The sequence below is a fragment of the Tardiphaga sp. genome, from assembly GCF_028290495.1.
Classification (GTDB): Bacteria; Pseudomonadota; Alphaproteobacteria; order Rhizobiales; family Xanthobacteraceae; genus Tardiphaga.
In genome coordinates, this window is record NZ_JAQGJT010000041.1 from 17,733 (window position 1) to 34,946 (window position 17,214).

General features: G+C 63.2%; 15 protein-coding genes. 3 read left to right on the plus strand and 12 right to left on the minus strand.

The features are described 5' to 3' along the window. Positions 1-45: 45 nt before the first annotated feature. On the minus strand, positions 46-417 hold the full coding sequence (locus JWQ24_RS06970; RefSeq protein ID WP_299806028.1) for an AtpZ/AtpI family protein: 372 nt from the start codon (positions 415-417) through the stop codon (positions 46-48). Between the two features lie 273 nt (positions 418-690). On the opposite strand from JWQ24_RS06970, the gene JWQ24_RS06975 reads away from it, so the two are divergent. Further along, positions 691-1,314: a 2-hydroxychromene-2-carboxylate isomerase gene (locus tag JWQ24_RS06975; RefSeq protein WP_299806029.1), complete on the plus strand. Its 624-nt coding sequence runs from the start codon at positions 691-693 to the stop codon at positions 1,312-1,314. 93 nt (positions 1,315-1,407) lie between these two features. Beyond that, complete coding sequence (locus tag JWQ24_RS06980; protein WP_299806301.1) at positions 1,408-1,875, plus strand: hypothetical protein; 468 nt, start codon at positions 1,408-1,410, stop codon at positions 1,873-1,875. A 142-nt stretch (positions 1,876-2,017) separates the two neighbouring features. Here JWQ24_RS06980 and JWQ24_RS06985 read toward each other — a convergent pair whose 3' ends face one another. Further along, a complete protein-coding gene (locus JWQ24_RS06985) occupies positions 2,018-3,706 on the minus strand; it encodes an MFS transporter (RefSeq protein WP_299806030.1) in 1,689 nt (562 codons plus the stop codon). A gap of 341 nt (positions 3,707-4,047) precedes the next feature. Between JWQ24_RS06985 and JWQ24_RS06990 the strand changes: the two genes are divergently transcribed. Then, positions 4,048-4,725 carry a response regulator transcription factor gene (locus JWQ24_RS06990; RefSeq protein WP_299806031.1) on the plus strand — a complete coding sequence of 226 codons (678 nt, stop codon included), beginning with the start codon at positions 4,048-4,050 and terminating at the stop codon, positions 4,723-4,725. Positions 4,726-4,877: 152 nt separating this feature from the next. Here JWQ24_RS06990 and JWQ24_RS06995 read toward each other — a convergent pair whose 3' ends face one another. The 10 genes from JWQ24_RS06995 to JWQ24_RS07040 all read right to left on the minus strand — a co-directional run bounded on the left by JWQ24_RS06995 (position 4,878) and on the right by JWQ24_RS07040 (position 17,179). Further along, positions 4,878-8,396: a hybrid sensor histidine kinase/response regulator gene (locus tag JWQ24_RS06995; RefSeq protein ID WP_299806032.1), complete on the minus strand. Its 3,519-nt coding sequence runs from the start codon at positions 8,394-8,396 to the stop codon at positions 4,878-4,880. Between the two features lie 112 nt (positions 8,397-8,508). Next, a complete protein-coding gene (locus JWQ24_RS07000; RefSeq protein ID WP_299806034.1) occupies positions 8,509-8,838 on the minus strand; it encodes a GlpM family protein in 330 nt (109 codons plus the stop codon). Between the two features lie 32 nt (positions 8,839-8,870). Continuing rightward, on the minus strand, positions 8,871-10,100 hold the full coding sequence (gene hemA, locus JWQ24_RS07005) for a 5-aminolevulinate synthase (protein WP_299806036.1): 1,230 nt from the start codon (positions 10,098-10,100) through the stop codon (positions 8,871-8,873). Positions 10,101-10,292: 192 nt separating this feature from the next. Then, a complete protein-coding gene (locus JWQ24_RS07010; RefSeq protein ID WP_299806038.1) occupies positions 10,293-11,357 on the minus strand; it encodes an MBL fold metallo-hydrolase in 1,065 nt (354 codons plus the stop codon). Positions 11,358-11,375: 18 nt separating this feature from the next. Beyond that, a complete protein-coding gene (bioB, locus tag JWQ24_RS07015; RefSeq protein WP_299806303.1) occupies positions 11,376-12,395 on the minus strand; it encodes a biotin synthase BioB in 1,020 nt (339 codons plus the stop codon). 296 nt (positions 12,396-12,691) lie between these two features. Continuing rightward, on the minus strand, positions 12,692-13,351 hold the full coding sequence (locus tag JWQ24_RS07020; protein ID WP_299806040.1) for an outer membrane beta-barrel protein: 660 nt from the start codon (positions 13,349-13,351) through the stop codon (positions 12,692-12,694). Positions 13,352-13,967: 616 nt separating this feature from the next. Beyond that, positions 13,968-15,029, minus strand: a complete 1,062-nt coding sequence (gene selD, locus JWQ24_RS07025) for a selenide, water dikinase SelD (RefSeq protein ID WP_299806042.1) — start codon at positions 15,027-15,029, stop codon at positions 13,968-13,970. Positions 15,030-15,119: 90 nt separating this feature from the next. Continuing rightward, a complete protein-coding gene (locus JWQ24_RS07030) occupies positions 15,120-15,422 on the minus strand; it encodes a hypothetical protein (RefSeq protein ID WP_299806044.1) in 303 nt (100 codons plus the stop codon). Between the two features lie 87 nt (positions 15,423-15,509). Beyond that, positions 15,510-16,610 carry a transglutaminase domain-containing protein gene (locus JWQ24_RS07035; protein WP_299806046.1) on the minus strand — a complete coding sequence of 367 codons (1,101 nt, stop codon included), beginning with the start codon at positions 16,608-16,610 and terminating at the stop codon, positions 15,510-15,512. Between the two features lie 23 nt (positions 16,611-16,633). Beyond that, the gene (locus JWQ24_RS07040; RefSeq protein WP_299806048.1) at positions 16,634-17,179 is read right to left on the minus strand and encodes a TlpA disulfide reductase family protein; all 546 of its coding nucleotides are present in this window, start codon (positions 17,177-17,179) and stop codon (positions 16,634-16,636) included. Between the last annotated feature and the right edge of the window lie 35 nt (positions 17,180-17,214).

The window sequence follows — 17,214 nt, forward strand, 5'->3', positions numbered from 1 at the left end:
GGACAACCCGGCGATCTCTCTAACGCTTGCGCGAACGCGCGAATCTTATGGCGTTCGTCCGACGCCGGCCGAGCGCATCACGTTGATCACGCCGGCGACAAAGCCGAGCAGCATGAACACGATCAGCCCCCACGGAGATGTCGACAGCAAACGATCGAAGGTCCAGCCCAGAATCGTTCCGACGACAACACCCGCGACCAGTTCCGAGGAAAGCCGGAGACCCACTGCCATTGCCGAAGCTCTGGCCTGCGCGTTTCCGCTTCCGGTTTCGGATTGGTCAGTCTGGAACTTGCGGTCATCCCGAATTTTGGACAACTTTTGATCCAGGCTTCCGAGCCTTGCGGACAATGCGGCCTCATCGGGAGCAGGTTGCCCATTTCCATCCTTGCCATCATTGTTTTGTGTGCCGTCGGCCATGCTCTCGACACCCAAAAAACGCTGCAAATGCTGGAAATAACGCCCCGTCACCCTTTAAAGCCGGGCGGACCATACTTAGCGCGTGTTGCCAAGTCAAGATTAGCTGATCGCCCGTTAGAGCATTGATTCATTTGATTTTATTGGGAAAATTCAGTTCCGGGCTGCGCGCGATCGCCGCAGCGCACTGTTGAGTTTCCAGGGTACCTCCCTTGCGTGGCGCGGGTGGCTCTGTTGGAGTGCGGCGGCTTTCCCGCCATGCCGACCGGAGCGTCTATGCCGCAATCTATCGACTATTATTTTTCGCTGCCCTCGCCTTGGGCCTATATCGGCCATAAGCTTTTCCAGGATCTGGTAACTGCCTATAATCTCAAGGTGAATTACAAGCCGGTGATGCTCGGCGAGCTGTTTTCGGAAACCGGCGGCCTGCCGCTAGGCAAGCGTCATCCGGTGCGGCAACGTTATCGCATGGTCGAATTGCAGCGCTGGCGCGCCAAACGCGGGCTGGACTTCCACTTGCAGCCGAAACACTGGCCGTTCGACCCCCGGCTGCCGGATGGCGTCGTCGTCGCCGCGATCGAGGCCGGCTTTGATCCGGACGCCCTGTTGCGCCGCGCCTTTGCGGCCGTGTGGGAGGGGCAGCTCGACCTCAGCGACACCAAGGTGCTGGCCAAGCTGGCAGACGATTCGGGACTGCCCGGCAGCGAGCTCGTGGAGCGCGCCGCGTCGGCCGAAATCGCCGCTATCTACGAGCAGAACCAGCGCGATGCGCAGGCCGCCGACGTGTTCGGCTCGCCGGCCTACGTGCTGAACGGTGAGGTGTTCTGGGGCCAGGACCGGATCGAATTGCTGGCGGATGCGTTGAAGTCGCAGCGCAAGCCCTACACATCTCAGGTCTAGCTAGTCGAGGCTCCGGCGAACCGGAGCCGAACCGGAGGCGAACCGCGGAGCGTGGCCATGAAAATCGTCGTCGCGTCTTTTGCCGGCTTCATCATGATCGGCAGCGCCTCACTATCTGGGGCGCTGGCGCAAACGCTGCCGGAGATCGAGCGCGGCCGCTATTCGCTGTCTCCGATCGCCGACGGTGTGGTCCGGCTCGATACCCGAACCGGCGCCGTCTCGACGTGCTCGGATAAAGGCGACGGCTGGGCGTGCACCATCATCCCGGATGAGCGCGCCGCCTATGACGCCGAGATCGGCCGGCTGCAAAGCCAGAAGGATGCGCTGAAAGCCGAACTGGCACAGCGCGAATCGTCTGCGGCCGGCAAAGCCGGCAAGACTGACGAGGCGCTGCCGAAACAGGATTCGCTCAAGCCCAAAGCGGAAGCCGAACGCAAAATCGAAATTCCGCTGCCCAGCGACCGCGACATCGATCGTGTGATGAGCTTTGTCGAAAACGCCTGGCGCAAACTGGTCGACATCGCCAACCGCATGCAGCGCGACGCCAGCGGCAAGATTTGACGACTATTGCTGTCGTCCCCGACAAGTGAGCGTCTGCGAACGCAGATCCAGTATCGCCGCAGGCTGCAGCACTCCAGAAACATCCCGCCAACAAAAAACCGGCCGCGGATTGCTCCGCGGCCGGCTTCTTGAATGCGCGAGGTCAGTACTTGCTGATATCGACGTCCTTGGTTTCCGGCAGGAAGAAGAAGCCGACGACCGCCGTGATGGATGCGAAGATGATCGGGTACCACAGGCCGGCGTAGATATCGCCGGTCGAGGCCACGATGGCGAAGGAGGTCGCCGGGAGCAGGCCGCCGAACCAGCCGTTGCCGATGTGGTAGGGCAGCGACATCGAGGTGTAGCGGATGCGGGTCGGGAACAATTCGACCAGCAGGGCTGCGATCGGGCCGTACACCATGGTGACGAACATCACCAGGATGAACAGCAGTCCGATCACCGCCGCGACCTGCGGACGGAAGATGTCGAACGGGTGAGCCATCTTCACGATCTGCGCGTCGTTGGCCTTCGGATAGCCCGCGGCCTGCACCGCCGTCAGCACTGCCGGGTTGGATGCGGCTGCGGTGTAGGGCACGGCGTTGCCGTTAACGACGACCTTCACGCCGGAACCTGCCGGGCCGTAGGCGGTCGAGTACTTCACCGACGACTGCGCGAGGTAGGCGCGGGCGGTGTCGCAAGGCGTGGTGAACACGCGGGTACCGACCGGGTTGAACAGATCGCCGCACAAAGCGGGATCTGAAACCACTTCGACCTTCACGGTTTCGATGGCCTTTTCCAGCGTCGGGTTGGCGTTGGTGGTGATCATCCGGAAGATAGGGAAGAAGGTCAGTGCCGCTATCAGGCAGCCGGCCAGGATGATCGGCTTGCGGCCGATCTTGTCGGACAGGGCGCCCCAGAAGATGAAGAAGCCGGTGCCGAGCAGTAGCGACCATGCGATCAGCAGGTTGGCGGTGTAGCCATCGACCTTGAGGATCGATTGCATGAAGAACAGCGCGTAGAACTGGCCGGTGTACCAGACCACGCCCTGGCCCATGGTGCCGCCGATCAGGGCGATCAGCACGATCTTGGCGTTGCTCCAGTTGCCGAACGATTCGGTGAGCGGCGAGGTCGAACTCTTGCCCTCGTCCTTCATCTTCTTGAAGACGGGGGATTCGTTCAACCGCAGCCGGATCCACACGGAGACGCCGAGCAGGACCACCGAGACCAGGAACGGAATGCGCCAGCCCCACGCCGCGAATTCGGGCTCGCCGAGAATCGTGCGCGTGAACAGGATGACGATCAGCGACAGGAACAGCCCGAGCGTCGCCGTGGTCTGAATGAACGATGTGTAGTAACCGCGCTTGCCCGGTGGCGAATGCTCCGCCACGTAGGTCGCCGCGCCACCGTATTCGCCGCCGAGCGCGAGGCCCTGCAGCAGGCGCAACGAAATCAGGATGACCGGCGCTGCAATGCCGATGGTCGCGGCATTGGGCAGCAGGCCGACGATGAAGGTCGACAGGCCCATGATCAGGATGGTGACGAGGAAGGTATACTTGCGGCCGACGATATCGCCGACGCGGCCGAACACGATGGCGCCGAACGGGCGGACGATGAAGCCCGCGGCAAAGGCCAGCAGCGCGAAGATGTCGCGCGTGGCCTGGTTGAACATCGGGAGCTTGGTGGTGGGATCGATCACGCCGAAGAACTGCGCACCGATGATCCCGGCGAGCGAGCCGAACAGGTAGAAGTCATACCATTCAAACACGGTACCGAGCGAGGAGGCGAAGATGACGAAACGTTCGTCCTTCGTCATTCCGGTCGCCTTTGGCGAGGCTGCTGCAAGTGTGGACATGGTTGAATCGCTCCCCGATTTTGTTGCGGACGTCTCGCTCGCTGCGCCGAACTGGTGCCGGCTAATTGCATGGAGCTCCATCCACAAGTTACATTGCGGGTAATCCCGGCCCAATACGACTTTAGGCCTTGTGCAAGGGGGGCGTGCGGACTCGCCGCAGAACGATTGCACACATCTGAATTATTGCGTCGCAACATGCGTGGTATTCGCGTATTTACCGCGGGGCAGCATTGCGTACTTGCCAGATGCGAGGCGGCAGACGACACTCGCCGCGAAAACACGCTTTCGGGTGGAATCGCAATTGCCGCCGGTTTGTCGTTAGCCTCTTTGCATGGATATTGATGTCGGTTATCGCCACAACACGCCTCATTATTGCTGACGACCATCCGCTGTTTCGCGGTGCGCTGCGACAAGCCGTCGCCGGCGTACTGCCTGAAGCCCGGATCGATGAAACCGGCACGTTCGAGGACCTCACCAAATTGCTGGAACAGGATTCCGAGGTCGATCTGATCCTGCTTGATCTGTCGATGCCCGGCATATCGGGCTTTTCCGGGCTGATCTATCTGCGGGCGCAGTATCCCGCCACGCCGGTGGTCATCGTCTCCGCCAGCGACGATGTCGGCACCATCCGGCAATCGCTGGATTTCGGCGCTTCCGGCTTCATCCCGAAACGCTTCGGCGTCGATACGCTGCGCGATGCGATTCTCAAGGTGATGGACGGTGACGTCTGGGTTCCACCGGATGTCGACATGGCGGCCGCCGCCGATCCCGAGATGACCAAGCTGCGCGATCGCCTGGTGACGCTGACGCCGCAGCAGGTTCGGGTGCTGATGATGCTGTCGGAGGGCCTGCTCAACAAGCAGATCGCCTATGAGCTCAGCGTGTCGGAGGCGACCATCAAGGCGCATGTCTCGGCGATCCTGCAAAAGCTCGGCGTCGAGAGCCGCACCCAGGCAGTGATCGCCGCGGCCAAGATCGCCGGCGGCCAGTGGCGGCAGAGCGAACCGACGCCGCATTAGTTTAGCGGTCATTCCGGGGCGCGAGGGCTTAGCCCGAGCGAACCTCAGCCACTCCAGTTAGAGTGGCGGGGAACCCTGATTTGTTGATCTCCATCTCTGGATTCCGGGTTCGCTCGCCGCTGGTGCGGCTCCCGCCCCGGAATGACCCTGAATTACTCCGCCGCGACCATCTGCCGGGTGCGCCATTGACCGAGCAGCGCACGCAGCGAAGCGGGTTTTACCGGCTTGTTGAGCACCGCGATCTCGTACTGCCGCGCGGCCTCGCGCACGTGCGGGCTGCGGTCGGCGGTGATCAGGATCGCAGGAATGGTCTGCCCGAAGCGGTTGCGGATTTCGCGGATCGCGGCGACGCCGTTGCCGCGGTCGAGGTGGTAGTCCACCAGCAGGCCGGTGAGATGCTTGCCCGATGCCTGGATCTCCGCGATGGCGGCGATGGCGGATTCCGGATCGCCGACCGCCACCACGGTGGCGTCCCACGCCTGCAGCAAGGTCTTCATCCCGTCGAGGATCGCAGCATCGTTCTCGATGCAGACGATCAGCGTGCCCGACATCGGCGATTTCGACAACGGCGTCGAACTGGTCACCGCGGTGGTATGGTCGACCGCCTTGGCCACTGGCACGGTCACCGAGAAGAACGAGCCGCCGCCGCGGTTGGAATCCAGCGCGATGCCGTGGTTGAGCACCGAGGCCAGCCGCTTCACGATCGACAGGCCGAGGCCGAGGCCGCGCGCAATCCGTGCGCCTTGTTCGAGTCTGTGGAATTCCTTGAAGATTTCGCCGCGCTTCAGGATGGGTATCCCGACGCCGGTGTCGTAGATGCCGATCTGCAGCGCCTTGCCGCGTCGCCGGCAGCCGACCAGCACGCGGCCATGCGGGGTATATTTGATCGCGTTCGAGATCAGGTTCTGCAGCAGCCGCCGCAGCAGAAGCCGGTCCGACTTCACCGGCAGCGAGCACGGCACGAATTGCAGCGCCACGCCGCGGGCGCGGGCGATCGGCGCGTATTCGATCTCCAGCGAGCGCATCAGGTCGCCGATCCGGAAACTGGAAATCGACGGGGTCATCGCGCCGGCATCGAGTCTGGAGATGTCGAGCAGGGCGCCGAGGATTTCCTCGATCGCCTCCAGCGATTCGTCGATGTTCTCGACCAGCCGCGCGTCCTCGCCGCCGCTTTGCCGCTCGACTAGGCTGGTAACGTAGAGCCGTGCCGCGTTGAGTGGCTGCAGAATGTCGTGGCTGGCTGCGGCGAGAAACCGGGTCTTCGAGATGTTGGCGTCCTCGGCCGTGCTCTTGGCCAGCGCCAGTTCGGAGTTCAGCCGCGTCAATTCCTCGGTGCGGTCGCGGACGCGCTTTTCCAGCGTGGCATTGGCGCGTTCCAGCGCTTCGGCGGCTTCGAAACTCGGCGTCACGTCGGAGAAGGTCAGCACCAGCCCGCCATCCGGCATCCGGTTGGCTCGGACTTCGATGACGATCTGGCGGTCCGGCAGCCGTTCCAGATAGGGCTCGCCCTCGGTGGTGTAGGCGATCAGCCGCGCCTCGGTCAGGGCTTCGCTGTGGCCGCTGGAAGAAGCGCCCTGCAGGCCGATGAATTCGAGAATTTCGCGAAGCGGAATCCCGATCTGCACGATCTGCGGCGGCAGGCCGAGGATGTCGCCGAAATGCCGGTTGGACACGATCAGCTGCAGGTCGGGATTGAACACCGCAATGCCCTGGCGCACGTGATTAAGCGCCGTCTGCAGGATCTCGCGGTTGAAATGCAATGCCGCGTGGGAATCGTCGAGCAGCTTCAACGCGGCCTTGGCCGAGACGGTCCGCTTGCGCAGCAGCAACGACATCACCATGCGCGAGGAGGCGGCGCCGATCGACGAGGCGATCAGGTGCTCGGCGTGCTGCAGCAGTTCGAAATCGGCCGGCGCGGTTGGATCGAGATCGACGCGGCGGCGGATGGCGAAGGCCTCGAAGGAATCGCGGGCGCGGTCGGGGCCGAGATACTGCGTCACCGTGCCGAGGATGTCCTGCACGGTCACGGTGCTGCGCCAGCGCCGGAATGTCGGGGTGATCGGCGCCAGCGCGTGCGGCACGAACACGTCCGCCTGCAACCGCTCGATCGACGACGGTGCGCGCATCAGCGACAGCACGATGTATGTGAAGATGTTGAGCGACAGGCTCCACAGCGTGCCGTGCATCAAGGGCGGCAGGTCGGCGCCGAACAGGTCCTGCGGCCGCAGCGCCTCGATGCCGAACGGGCCATGCTGCAAAAACAGTACGCCGTCGGTGCTGCCTTCGAGAAAGCTCGGGATGAACAGCGTATAGGCCCAGACGATGAAGCCGACCACCATGCCGCCCATCGCACCGCGCGCGGTGGCGCGGCGCCAGATCAGTCCGCCGAAGAAAGCGGGTGCGAATTGCGCGATGGCCGCAAAGGATAACAGACCGATGGCGGCGAGCTGGGTGTTGCCGAGCGCACGGTAGTAGAAATAGGCCATCACCATGATAGCGAAAATCGCGAAGCGGCGAACCCTCAGCAGCAGATGGCCGTAGTCGGTCGGCTCGCTCGGCGAGCTCGGGCCGCGCCGCAGCACCAGCGGCAACACGAGGTCGTTCGACACCATGACCGCCAGCGCCACGCATTCGACGATCACCATCGCCGTCGCCGCCGATAGTCCGCCGATGAACACCAGCATGCTGAGGAAGGTCGCGCCGTACTCGATGGGCAAAGCCAGCACATACATGTCGCTGTCGACGGCGCCGAACGGGAAGGTGACGAGGCCGGCCAGCGCGATCGGAATCACGAACAGGTTGATCGCGATCAGATAGGTCGGAAACAGCCAGCGTGCGCGGCCCACTTCGGCGTCGCTGGAATTCTCGACCACGCTGACGTGAAACTGCCGGGGCAGCAGCATGATCGCGCAGAACGACAACAACACCATGGTGAGGAAATTGCCGATCGAGGGCGTGTAGCTGATTGCGCGCATCGCCTCCGGCGTCTTCATCGCGCGCTCGATCAGTTCCGACGGGCCGAACATCCAGAACGTCACGAAAGCCCCGGCGGCGATGAAGGCCACCAGCTTGACGATCGATTCGGTTGCGACCGCGAGCATCAGGCCGTGCTGGTGCTCGGTGGCGTTGGTTTGTCGCGTCCCGAACAGTACGGCGAAGGCGGCCATCGCCGCGGTGACGAGCAGCGCCATGTCGCCGACCACCGGCAGGCCGGCAATCGTCTTGTCGTCGCCCAGAATGGTTTCCAGCGAGGAGGCCACCGCCTTCAATTGCAGCGCGATGTAGGGCACCGAGCCGATGATCGCGATTACCGCAACGGTGGCTGCCACCGCCTGGCTCTTTCCGTAACGGGCGGCGATGAAGTCGGCGATCGAGGTGATGTTCTGCGATTTGGCGAGGTGGATGACGCGGCGCAGGATCGGCGTGCAACAGCCGATCATCAGGATCGGCCCGGCATAGATCGCCAGGAATTCGACGCTGGTGCGGCTGGCGAAGCCGACTGATCCGAAGAATGTCCACGAGGTGCAGTAGATCGCCAACGACAGCGGGTAGATCATCGCGCCGATGCGGTCGCGCCGGAACAGCGCGATGCGGTCGCCATAGCTGGCGACGCAGAACAGAAATCCGATGTAGCCGAGGGCGGCAACGATCACGCCCCAGTCATGCAGCATCGCGCAAACTCCCTGCGGCGGGCAGAAGCCCGTCCGACCGGAAAAATCTAGCGTGTTGCGCCTGCGCAAGCGACAGGGATTTGCCGGGCCACGCAGGAATGCCGGATCGTCGTTAAATCCAGCGCGGTACGAAGAACGCGATCAGGATGACGAACAGCCAGGCGGTGACCCCGGCCAGCAGCGCCAGCCGGTAGTCGAACGAGCCGATCGCGAGATAGCAGATGCCGAGAAATCCGAGATAGGCAGGGATCGTCTTCACGCCGGCGAGGCAGGCTTCCCGGAAGCCCGCGCTGTCGCCCTTCGCGCCGACGATCAGCAGGGCGATGATCGCGAATGTGGGAAACAGCGGCAGAATGCCGGGCAGTGTATTGCCGCGCTTCGACAGCCAGGCAATCAGGGCGGTCAACAGGCCGCCAAGAATGCCTTTCCAGATGATGTCCAAATGGCCATTCCTTGCGATGCGGGGGCCTTGCGTTACTCTGCCGCGAGCGCCTTGGCGTTGAGCGGCAGACCGATCTGATCCCACACCTGCACCAGCGCTTCGGCTAGCACGTCGATCAGCGCGTCGTCGTGATAGGGCGACGGCGTGATGCGCAGCCGTTCGGCGCCCTTGGCGACGGTCGGATAGTTGATCGGCTGGATGTAGATGCCGTGCTGTTCGAGCAGAAGGTCGGAGGCCTTCTTGCAAAGCTCGGCATCGCCGATGAACAGCGGCACGATATGCGTGTCGCTCGACATCACCGGCAGGCCGGCGGCGATCAGGATCGCCTTGACGCGCGCGGCGCGGTCCTGGTGGCGCTCGCGCTCCCAGTTGGAAGTCTTGAGATGCCGGATCGCGGCGGTCGCGGCCGAACAGATGGCCGGAGGCAGCGCGGTGGTGAAGATGAAGCCCGGCGCGTAGGAGCGCACGGCGTCGATGATCTCGCGGTTGCCGGCGATGTAGCCGCCGAGGCAACCATAGGCCTTGGCCAGCGTGCCTTCGAGAACATCGATGCGGTGCATGACGCCTTCGCGCTCGGCGATGCCGCCGCCGCGCGGGCCGTACATGCCGACGGCGTGGACTTCATCGACATAGGTCATGGCGCCATAGCGCTCGGCGAGGTCGCAGATCTTTGCCAGCGGCGCGACATCGCCGTCCATCGAATACAGGCTCTCGCAGGCGATCAGCTTCGGCCGAGCCGGATCGGCGGCAGCAAGCAGTTCTTCGAGATGCGCGACGTCGTTGTGGCGGAACACGACGCGATCGCAGCCGGCCTGCCGGATGCCTTCGATCATCGAATTGTGGTTCAGCGCGTCCGACAGGATCAGGCAGTTCGGCATCAGCTTGGCGAGCGTCGAAATGCCGGTCTGGTTCGAGACGTAGCCGGACGTGAACAGCAAAGCGGCCTGCTTGCCGTGCAGGTCGGCGAGTTCCGCCTCAAGCTGCACGAGAGGATGATGGTTGCCGGCGATATTGCGGGTGCCGCCGGCGCCGGTACCGACGCGGGTCGCCGTTTCGACCATCGCGCCGATCACTTTGGGGTGCTGGCCCATGCCGAGATAGTCGTTGGAGCACCACATCACGACGTTTCGCGGGCCATTCGGCGTGTGCCACACCGCATGCGGAAAGCGGCCGGCGATTCGCTCGAGGTCGGCGAATACGCGGTAGCGCCGCTCGTCATGCAGGACGGCGAGGGCGTCGGTGAAGAACTTGCTGTAGTCCATTACAAAAACCCTGAAACGGAACCCGGGCCAACTTTGCCTGTACGCGTTTTAGAGCTTTTCCAGTATTGCTGTCGAGCCGAAACCGGGTCCCGGATGCCCGCTCAGGTGAGGGCCGGGTTGCTTGCGGCGCGGGACGAAAGTTGATTTCGATCAAGATGCTAGCGAAAGATCGCCGGCAGTAATCGTGTCGTATCAGGCCGTTCTGAAACGCAATATGCCATCTGGTCCCAGGCTCTGGGTCAGCCGCTTTTGCGCCAGCATGTGGTTGATGTGGGCGATCAACTCACCGGCCGCGAAGCCGGTCTGGTGCGCATCCAGCTTGTGCTTGGAAAATACCACCGGCACCAGTTCGGCCGAGGTCTTCGCGGTATCCCTGCACGCTTGCGCGATCATCTGGCAGCGCTCTTCGTGGTGATCGGAGAGTTGCTTGATGCGGATCCTGGCGCCGTAGAACGGCACGCCGTGACCCGGCAGCACCAGCACATCGGCCGGCAGAAGTTCGCCGAGGCGGCTGAGCGAGTGCAAATAGGAACCCAGCGCATTCTCGTCGGGCTCATGCGCCCAGACGCTGACATTGGGCGATATCTTGCTGAGCACCTGATCGGCGGAGAGAAACAGTCCGTCGTCGGCGCAGTACAGCATCACCTGGTCCGGCGAATGGCCGGCGCCGGTGAGAACGCGAAAGCGGCGCGTGCCGATGGTAATATCATCGCCGTCCGACAGCCGGACATAGGCGGCCGGCAGCGGCACGGTCTTCTTCAGGTAATCCTGGCCGCGGCCGAGCAGTTGCTCGGTGATCGCCTCGTCCATGCCGTGGCGGCGGAAGAAGTTTCGCGAGTTCACCAGCCGCTCTTCGGTGCGGCGATTCTGGTGATAGACGCCCTGCAGATATTCGACCTGCGACATGTAGAACGGGCACTGGAATCGCTGCACCATCCAGCCGGCCTGGCCGACGTGGTCGGGATGCGCATGGGTGACGATGACCCGGCTGATCTTCTTGCCCTTCAGCGCGCCATCGAACAACGCCGTCCACGCTGCGATCGTCGCCTCGTTGCCGATCCCGGTATCGACCATCGCCCAGCCATCGCCATCGGCGAGCAGGTAGATGTTCACATGGTTGAGGCGGAACGGCAGGTCGAGCCGGATCCACAATACGCCGGGCGCGACCTCGACGACCTGATCCACGCCGGGATGGTTCTCGAACGGGTAGCGCAACTCGTCGGCGGGACGGGCAATGGCGTCTGTCTTTGAAGGCATGTCGGATCGCAATCTGTTTCAGGCTGGATTGGCTGCCGCCGGTGTTTTTACGTTGTCGAGCGCCGAGGTGATGCCGAGGCTGTCCAGCAACACCGCATCTCGGTCGATCTGCGGATTCTTCGTCGTCAACAGGACGTCGCCGATGAAAATCGAATTGGCGCCGGCGATGAAGCACAACGCCTGCAATTCGTCGGTCATGTATTGCCGGCCAGCGGACAATCGCACCACGCTCTTCGGCATCATGATTCGCGCCACCGCGATCATGCGCACCAGCGCGATGGGGTCGGGGCGCTCGGCGGTGTCATTGACCGGCACGCCCTTTACCTCCTGCCACATATTGATCGGCACGCTTTCCGGATGATGCGGCAGGTTGGCCAGCAGCATCAGCATGCCCAGCCGGTCCTCGACCTGCTCGCCCATGCCGACGATACCGCCGCAGCAGACTTTCAGCCCGGCATGGCGCGCATGCGCCAGCGTTTCGATGCGGTCTTCCATCGTCCGGGTGGAGATGATCTTGCCGTAGAATTCGCGCGAGGTGTCGACGTTGTGATTGTAGAAATCGAGGCCGGCGTCCTGCAGGCGCTGCGCCTGCTCGCCGGTCAGCATCCCCAGCGTCGCGCAGGTCTCCAGCCCGAGATCCTTGACGGCGCTGACCATCTCGCAGACCCGGTCGAGATCCTTGTCCTTCGGATTGCGCCACGCTGCCGCCATGCAGAAGCGGCTCGCGCCGGCTTCCTTGGCGCGCTGTGCGGTGGCGACCACGGCCTCGCGGTCCATCAACTTGGTCGCCTTGACGTCGGTGTCGTATTTCGCGCTCTGCGAGCAGTAGCCGCAATCTTCAGCGCAGCCGCCGGTCTTGATGCTCAGCAGGCTCGCGGTCTCGACGTGGTTGGGGTCGAAGTTGCGGCGATGGACGCTTTGCGCCTGAAAGATCAGGTCGGCGAACGGCAGGTCGTACAGCGTCTGGGCCTGGTCGCGCTGCCAGTCGTGGCGCAGGTGATTCGCGGAATCGGCTTGGCCGACGGGTGCGGAAAACATCTGGTTCATGGGGCGACTCCTTTGGCGCTCATTGACGCCGGCAGCCTGGATTGTTGGCTCAGCAGTCCATGATTTCGATCGATCAGGCAAGGATGGCGTGCCGCGCACAGCCATGCGTCCGGCGCGGATGGGCCCGGCAGCGCGCCGTGCCTACGATTGAATTTCGCGGGATGGAAGATTCTCCCCCCGTGCCTCATTCGGCTGCGTTCGCGTGGACCGCAGACAAACAAAAAGGCCGGCGCAAGCGCCGGCCTTTCCGAGACTAGACTGAAGCTTCGTTAGAAGCTTCGATCAGATCAATACTTCGCCAGGAGCGGAGCGCCGCCCAGGTTGAAGCGGTAGTTCAGGCCAGCCTTGACCGAGTGCACGTCGTTGGTGAAGCCACCGACGACAGCGGTCGGGGTCACGAAGCTGGTGTTGCCGAAGTTGTAGTACTGGTATTCAACCTTGCCCGACCAGTTCTGGGTGAACAGGTATTCCAGACCACCACCGACGGTGTAACCATCGTTGCCGCCGTTGCCGGAGAAGCCGTTGGTGAAGCGCGAGTCAGCCCAAGCGTAACCACCCTTCACGTACAGGAGCGACGGGCCCCAGGTGTAGCCGAGACGGCCGGTAACCGAACCGAGGCCGCGGTTAGCGAAGTTGCTGCTGGTGTTCAGGAAGGAGTAGTTGGCTTCCAGACCCATGACCCAATTCTGGGCGAACTGGTAGTCGTAGCCGCCCTGGACGCCGCCCATGAACGTGCCATCGTTGCTGCCGCCGAGCAGGTTGTTGTCGTTGCCGCGGAAGGCGCCGCCGACGTGACCACCGATGTAGAAACCGGTCCAGTTGTAGATCGGGGCAGCGACGTAGGCCGGAGCCTTCGTGTAGGTGCGGGGAGCCATGTCAGCAGCGAGAGCCGGAACAGCAGCGCCGAGGGCGATGAGGGCAACGGTGCCCATCAGGAAATTCTTCATTGGGTGGTCTCCAGAAAACTGTTTTAGATGAGCCGCGCTTCGGCTTCGTCCATGACCGAGATGTAGACGGCTTCTGCATAAAATACTGTCACCCATCCGCCACAGGCCAAGACATCCGAACTATCTGCAAAATCGCGGTTTTCCGTGCTTAATGCAGCCTTAATGAAATCTTAATGCGGCCTTAATTTGCAGCCGTTTCGCGCACTCATGTACCTTTTTTACGCATGCGACGTGCTTTGGTCTTTTAATTAAATCCAAGGTGGCGATTCAGAATTTCTGAACGAGCGCTCGCCAGGTGCAATACCGATCATCGAATTCGATTTTCTTGCTGCTGATGGGACGCGTAATTCATCCCGAGGCGGAGCGACGTCAGACCAGTGAAACATTCGACGGTGCTATGGGACCGCTGGCGAGATCGCTCGATTGAAAATCACCGGATGAACTCGCTGTCACCACCGTGATTCTCGCCGATCCGCCCTGGGGGCGCGATACGCGTAACGATCTCGGCCTGCTGGATGCCGTCGGCCGATCGCCTTCTGGTTGCTTGTTATGACGACGCCCGCTCCGCGAACAATCTTGATGCGATCGAAGTGCCGCAAGGCGCAGGTTCGCCCGCTCACTCCTTTATACGGACTGCGGCTTCGCCTTGCTCGACGTGACCGATGATGCGCGCATAGGCGTAGCCGTCATCGACGATCCCCTGCACGATTGTCTCCGCATGGTCCGGATCGCAGGCGATCAGCAATCCGCCTGACGTTTGCGGGTCCGTATAGAGATGGCGCTGCCAATCGGGGAAATCGGCGGGAAGGCGGACGCTGTCGCCATAGCTCGCCCAGTTCCTTGTCGATGCGCCCGTCACGAATCCCTGCCGCACCAGTTCGATCGCCGCCGGCAGCAGCGGGACGTGCGCGGCGTTCAGAACAACGGTCGCAGCCGATCCGCGCGCCATCTCCATCGCATGGCCGAACAGGCCGAAACCGGTAACATCGGTCATGGCGTGGACGGCCGGATCTTTCGCAAGCCGCGTGCCGACCCGGTTGAGCAGCGTCATCGATGCGATCATGTCGGCATAGGCGCTGTCGGACAGCCCGTTCTTCTTGAAGGCTGCCGCATAGATGCCGACGCCCAGCGCCTTGGTGAGGATGATGGCATCGCCGGGCCGCGCGTCGGCATTGCGCCGGATGTCGCCGGGCTTGCAGGTGCCGATCACCGCAAGGCCATAGATCGGTTCCGGCGAGTCGATCGAATGGCCGCCGGCGATGGGAATGCCGGCCGTCGCGCAAACCGCCGAGCCGCCGGCCAGAATCGTCGCGGCCATCTCGGCCGGCATCTTGTCGATGGGGATGCCGAGGATCGCCAGCGCCATGATCGGCGTGCCGCCCATCGCATAGATGTCGGAGATGGCGTTGGTCGCGGCGATGCGTCCGAATTCGAAGGGGTCGTCGACCATCGGCATGAAGAAGTCCGTGGTGGCGATCACGCAGGTGTTGTCGTCGAGCTGCCACACCGCCGCGTCGTCGCCGGTCTCGGTGCCGACGAGAAGTTGCGCGAAGGGCTGGATCGTCGGCTTGCCGAGTAGCTGTTGCAGGACGGAGGGCGCTAGCTTGCAGCCACAGCCGCCGCCATGCGCCATGCTGGTGAGGCGCAAGGTCTCATGGTTTGGATTCTGAATGTTCATGGGTTCATTCTCTTCGGGGTGCGCGATCATCACGTGAGCGCGCATCGCGCCGTCGTTGGGCAACGACAGCGCGCGCCGAAGCGTGTCGTGCTATTCGGGGGTCTTGTTGGCCGGGAACTGCACGGGTGGTCCCTTGAGGTCTTCGCCGGTGGCCATCTCCGGTTGGTCCTTGGCAGCTTCGGTATCTTTCGCGCTGTTGCCTGGTCCGCTGCTGGTTGCCGAGTCGTGCGTCTGGCCGCGCGATCCGCCGGTCCAGCCGGTGGCGCCCATGTTTTCTGGCGCGGTGCCCGAGTGATTGTCGGGCTGCTGCTGGGTGTTGTTCTGGGCAAGCGAAGGGATCGCTGCGAGCGTCAGCACGGAAGCGGCGAAGGTTATCAGTGAAACGGGTTTCATGCTCGCCTCCGGTGAGGGACGGTTTGCAAAACAAAGCATACCGCCAAATGGTTCCCCGCCGGACCGCGCGCAATGTGCCCGGCCGCATCAAGCGCTCAATTCCTTGGAGGTAATTGTGTACTTGAACGTATCCGGGTCGAGGCAGTCCAGCCGCATGCTCGCCGTCTCCGCCTGCGGATACATCAGGAAGCCGAGCTTCGGCCCGCTGGATCCGGGCAGCGCCACATCGTGGGCGAAGTTGTAGGCTAGCCAGTTGGTTTCCCACGCACCGAACAGCGTGTGGCGCGCCGCGGCCACTTTGGGGTCGTCGATCTTGAGATTGGCCGGCGACTCCTCGAGTGCGACCTTGCGAACATCCGCGGGATCGACCGGGACCCAGCCGAAGCCGGCGAGATGCACCTCCGAGCGACAGTGCTGGGCCTTCGAGATCACGGCAGATCCGGCGCCGAGGCTCTTGTAGCCGAATTTCGACGGCGCAATGCGCAACCCGTAGACGTCGCGTGCCGGCAGGCCGGCTGCCCGCGCGAGCCCGACATAGAGCGCATTGATGTCCGCGCATTTGCCGCCGAGATTGCCGCTCTTCAGCATGGCGGCGATATCGCCGACGCCGCAGCCGCGCACCTTGGCGTCGCGGAAGGTGTTGTCGACCACCCATTCATAAATCGCGCGAGCCTTGTCGAGATCGGTCTTGCTGCCCCGGACGATCTTGTCGGCGGTCTCCTTGACGATGCCGCCGGTCGGAGTGAGCTCGGTCGAGCCGGTATAGAGCGCGCGGTCGGCGGCCGACAAAGTTTGCGCATTGCCGGGTTTCGACAGGTCGATCGCCCGGTCGCGCACCTTGACGATGCTGGTCACCTCGATGACCGGCGTCGCCTGTGCGTCGCTCCATTCCGCGTGCACCAGTCCCGCGCCGTAGTTCTGGTCTTTTTTCAGCGAGGCCTGCCCGTTGCTCGTCCACTGGCTGGGGGCGGACGCGAACCAGTCCTGTTCGTTGACGGAGGGCACCGGAATCCAGGCCTGCGTCGGGCCCTTGGCATTGGCGATTTCCAGCCGGGTGACGATCTGGAATTCGCGCCACGCGCCCGGTTGGGGGGCGAAGGCGCCTTGCGCCGCTGCCTGCCGCGGCAACCCGGCCGCCAATGACAGGGCGGCACCAGCCTTGAGAAGTTCACGCCGATTGAAGCTCATGATCGTTCCCCTTTGTTGGATGGTCATTCGGAGGTGGGTTTGATGTCGTTTTGTCGGCTGACGAGCTGCCCGTCGGCCCCGAAGCCGACGCTGTCCCAGGCGTAGTCCGCTTCGACCATGAGGCGCGGTCGCATCGCGGCGTCGAGAACGTAGGTGGTCGGCAGCGCGGTCACGCCCCACGACTTCGCCACCTTGCGCTCGACATCGAGCAGCACCGGGAAACCGACCGGCGTCTGTTGGAAGAAGCGGCCCACCCGCTGGCCGTTTTCTGCGACCGAGATCGCCAGCACGGCCACGCCGGGCGAGCGCTCAAGCAGCCGGGTCAGCGCCGGCAGTTCTTCACGGCAGGGTTCGCACCAGGTGGCGAAGAAATGTACCAGCACCGTTCGTCCGGCGAAGTCGCGCAGCGCGACGTCGCGGCCGGTCAGATCCTGCAAGGAGAAGTCCGGCCTGGTGGTCTCGTCGATGCGGATCAACTCGGAGGCGCAGGGCTGCGCGTAAGTGGCCAACAGAAACGCTGCCGTGAGGATCAGGACCCTGAGCGGCTGGCTCGCATGGTCAAATTGCACGCCCCGAACCTCGGGAGCACCTCGACAGGTCACGC

What these genes read in the sequence shown, in the direction of transcription:
- JWQ24_RS06980 (WP_299806301.1), top strand. Translation starts at nt 1,408, where the DNA reads ATGATCGGCAGCGCCTCACTATCTGGGGCGCTGGCGCAAACGCTGCCG.
- JWQ24_RS06995 (WP_299806032.1), bottom strand. Translation starts at nt 8,396, where the DNA reads ATGCTGCATGACTGGGGCGTGATCGTTGCCGCCCTCGGCTACATCGGA.
- selD (WP_299806042.1), bottom strand. Translation starts at nt 15,029, where the DNA reads ATGAACATTCAGAATCCAAACCATGAGACCTTGCGCCTCACCAGCATG.
- JWQ24_RS07020 (WP_299806040.1), bottom strand. Translation starts at nt 13,351, where the DNA reads ATGAAGAATTTCCTGATGGGCACCGTTGCCCTCATCGCCCTCGGCGCT.
- JWQ24_RS06990 (WP_299806031.1), top strand. Translation starts at nt 4,048, where the DNA reads ATGTCGGTTATCGCCACAACACGCCTCATTATTGCTGACGACCATCCG.
- JWQ24_RS06970 (WP_299806028.1), bottom strand. Translation starts at nt 417, where the DNA reads ATGGCCGACGGCACACAAAACAATGATGGCAAGGATGGAAATGGGCAA.
- JWQ24_RS07010 (WP_299806038.1), bottom strand. Translation starts at nt 11,357, where the DNA reads ATGCCTTCAAAGACAGACGCCATTGCCCGTCCCGCCGACGAGTTGCGC.
- bioB (WP_299806303.1), bottom strand. Translation starts at nt 12,395, where the DNA reads ATGTTTTCCGCACCCGTCGGCCAAGCCGATTCCGCGAATCACCTGCGC.
- JWQ24_RS06985 (WP_299806030.1), bottom strand. Translation starts at nt 3,706, where the DNA reads ATGTCCACACTTGCAGCAGCCTCGCCAAAGGCGACCGGAATGACGAAG.
- hemA (WP_299806036.1), bottom strand. Translation starts at nt 10,100, where the DNA reads ATGGACTACAGCAAGTTCTTCACCGACGCCCTCGCCGTCCTGCATGAC.
- JWQ24_RS07035 (WP_299806046.1), bottom strand. Translation starts at nt 16,610, where the DNA reads ATGAGCTTCAATCGGCGTGAACTTCTCAAGGCTGGTGCCGCCCTGTCA.
- JWQ24_RS06975 (WP_299806029.1), top strand. Translation starts at nt 691, where the DNA reads ATGCCGCAATCTATCGACTATTATTTTTCGCTGCCCTCGCCTTGGGCC.
- JWQ24_RS07030 (WP_299806044.1), bottom strand. Translation starts at nt 15,422, where the DNA reads ATGAAACCCGTTTCACTGATAACCTTCGCCGCTTCCGTGCTGACGCTC.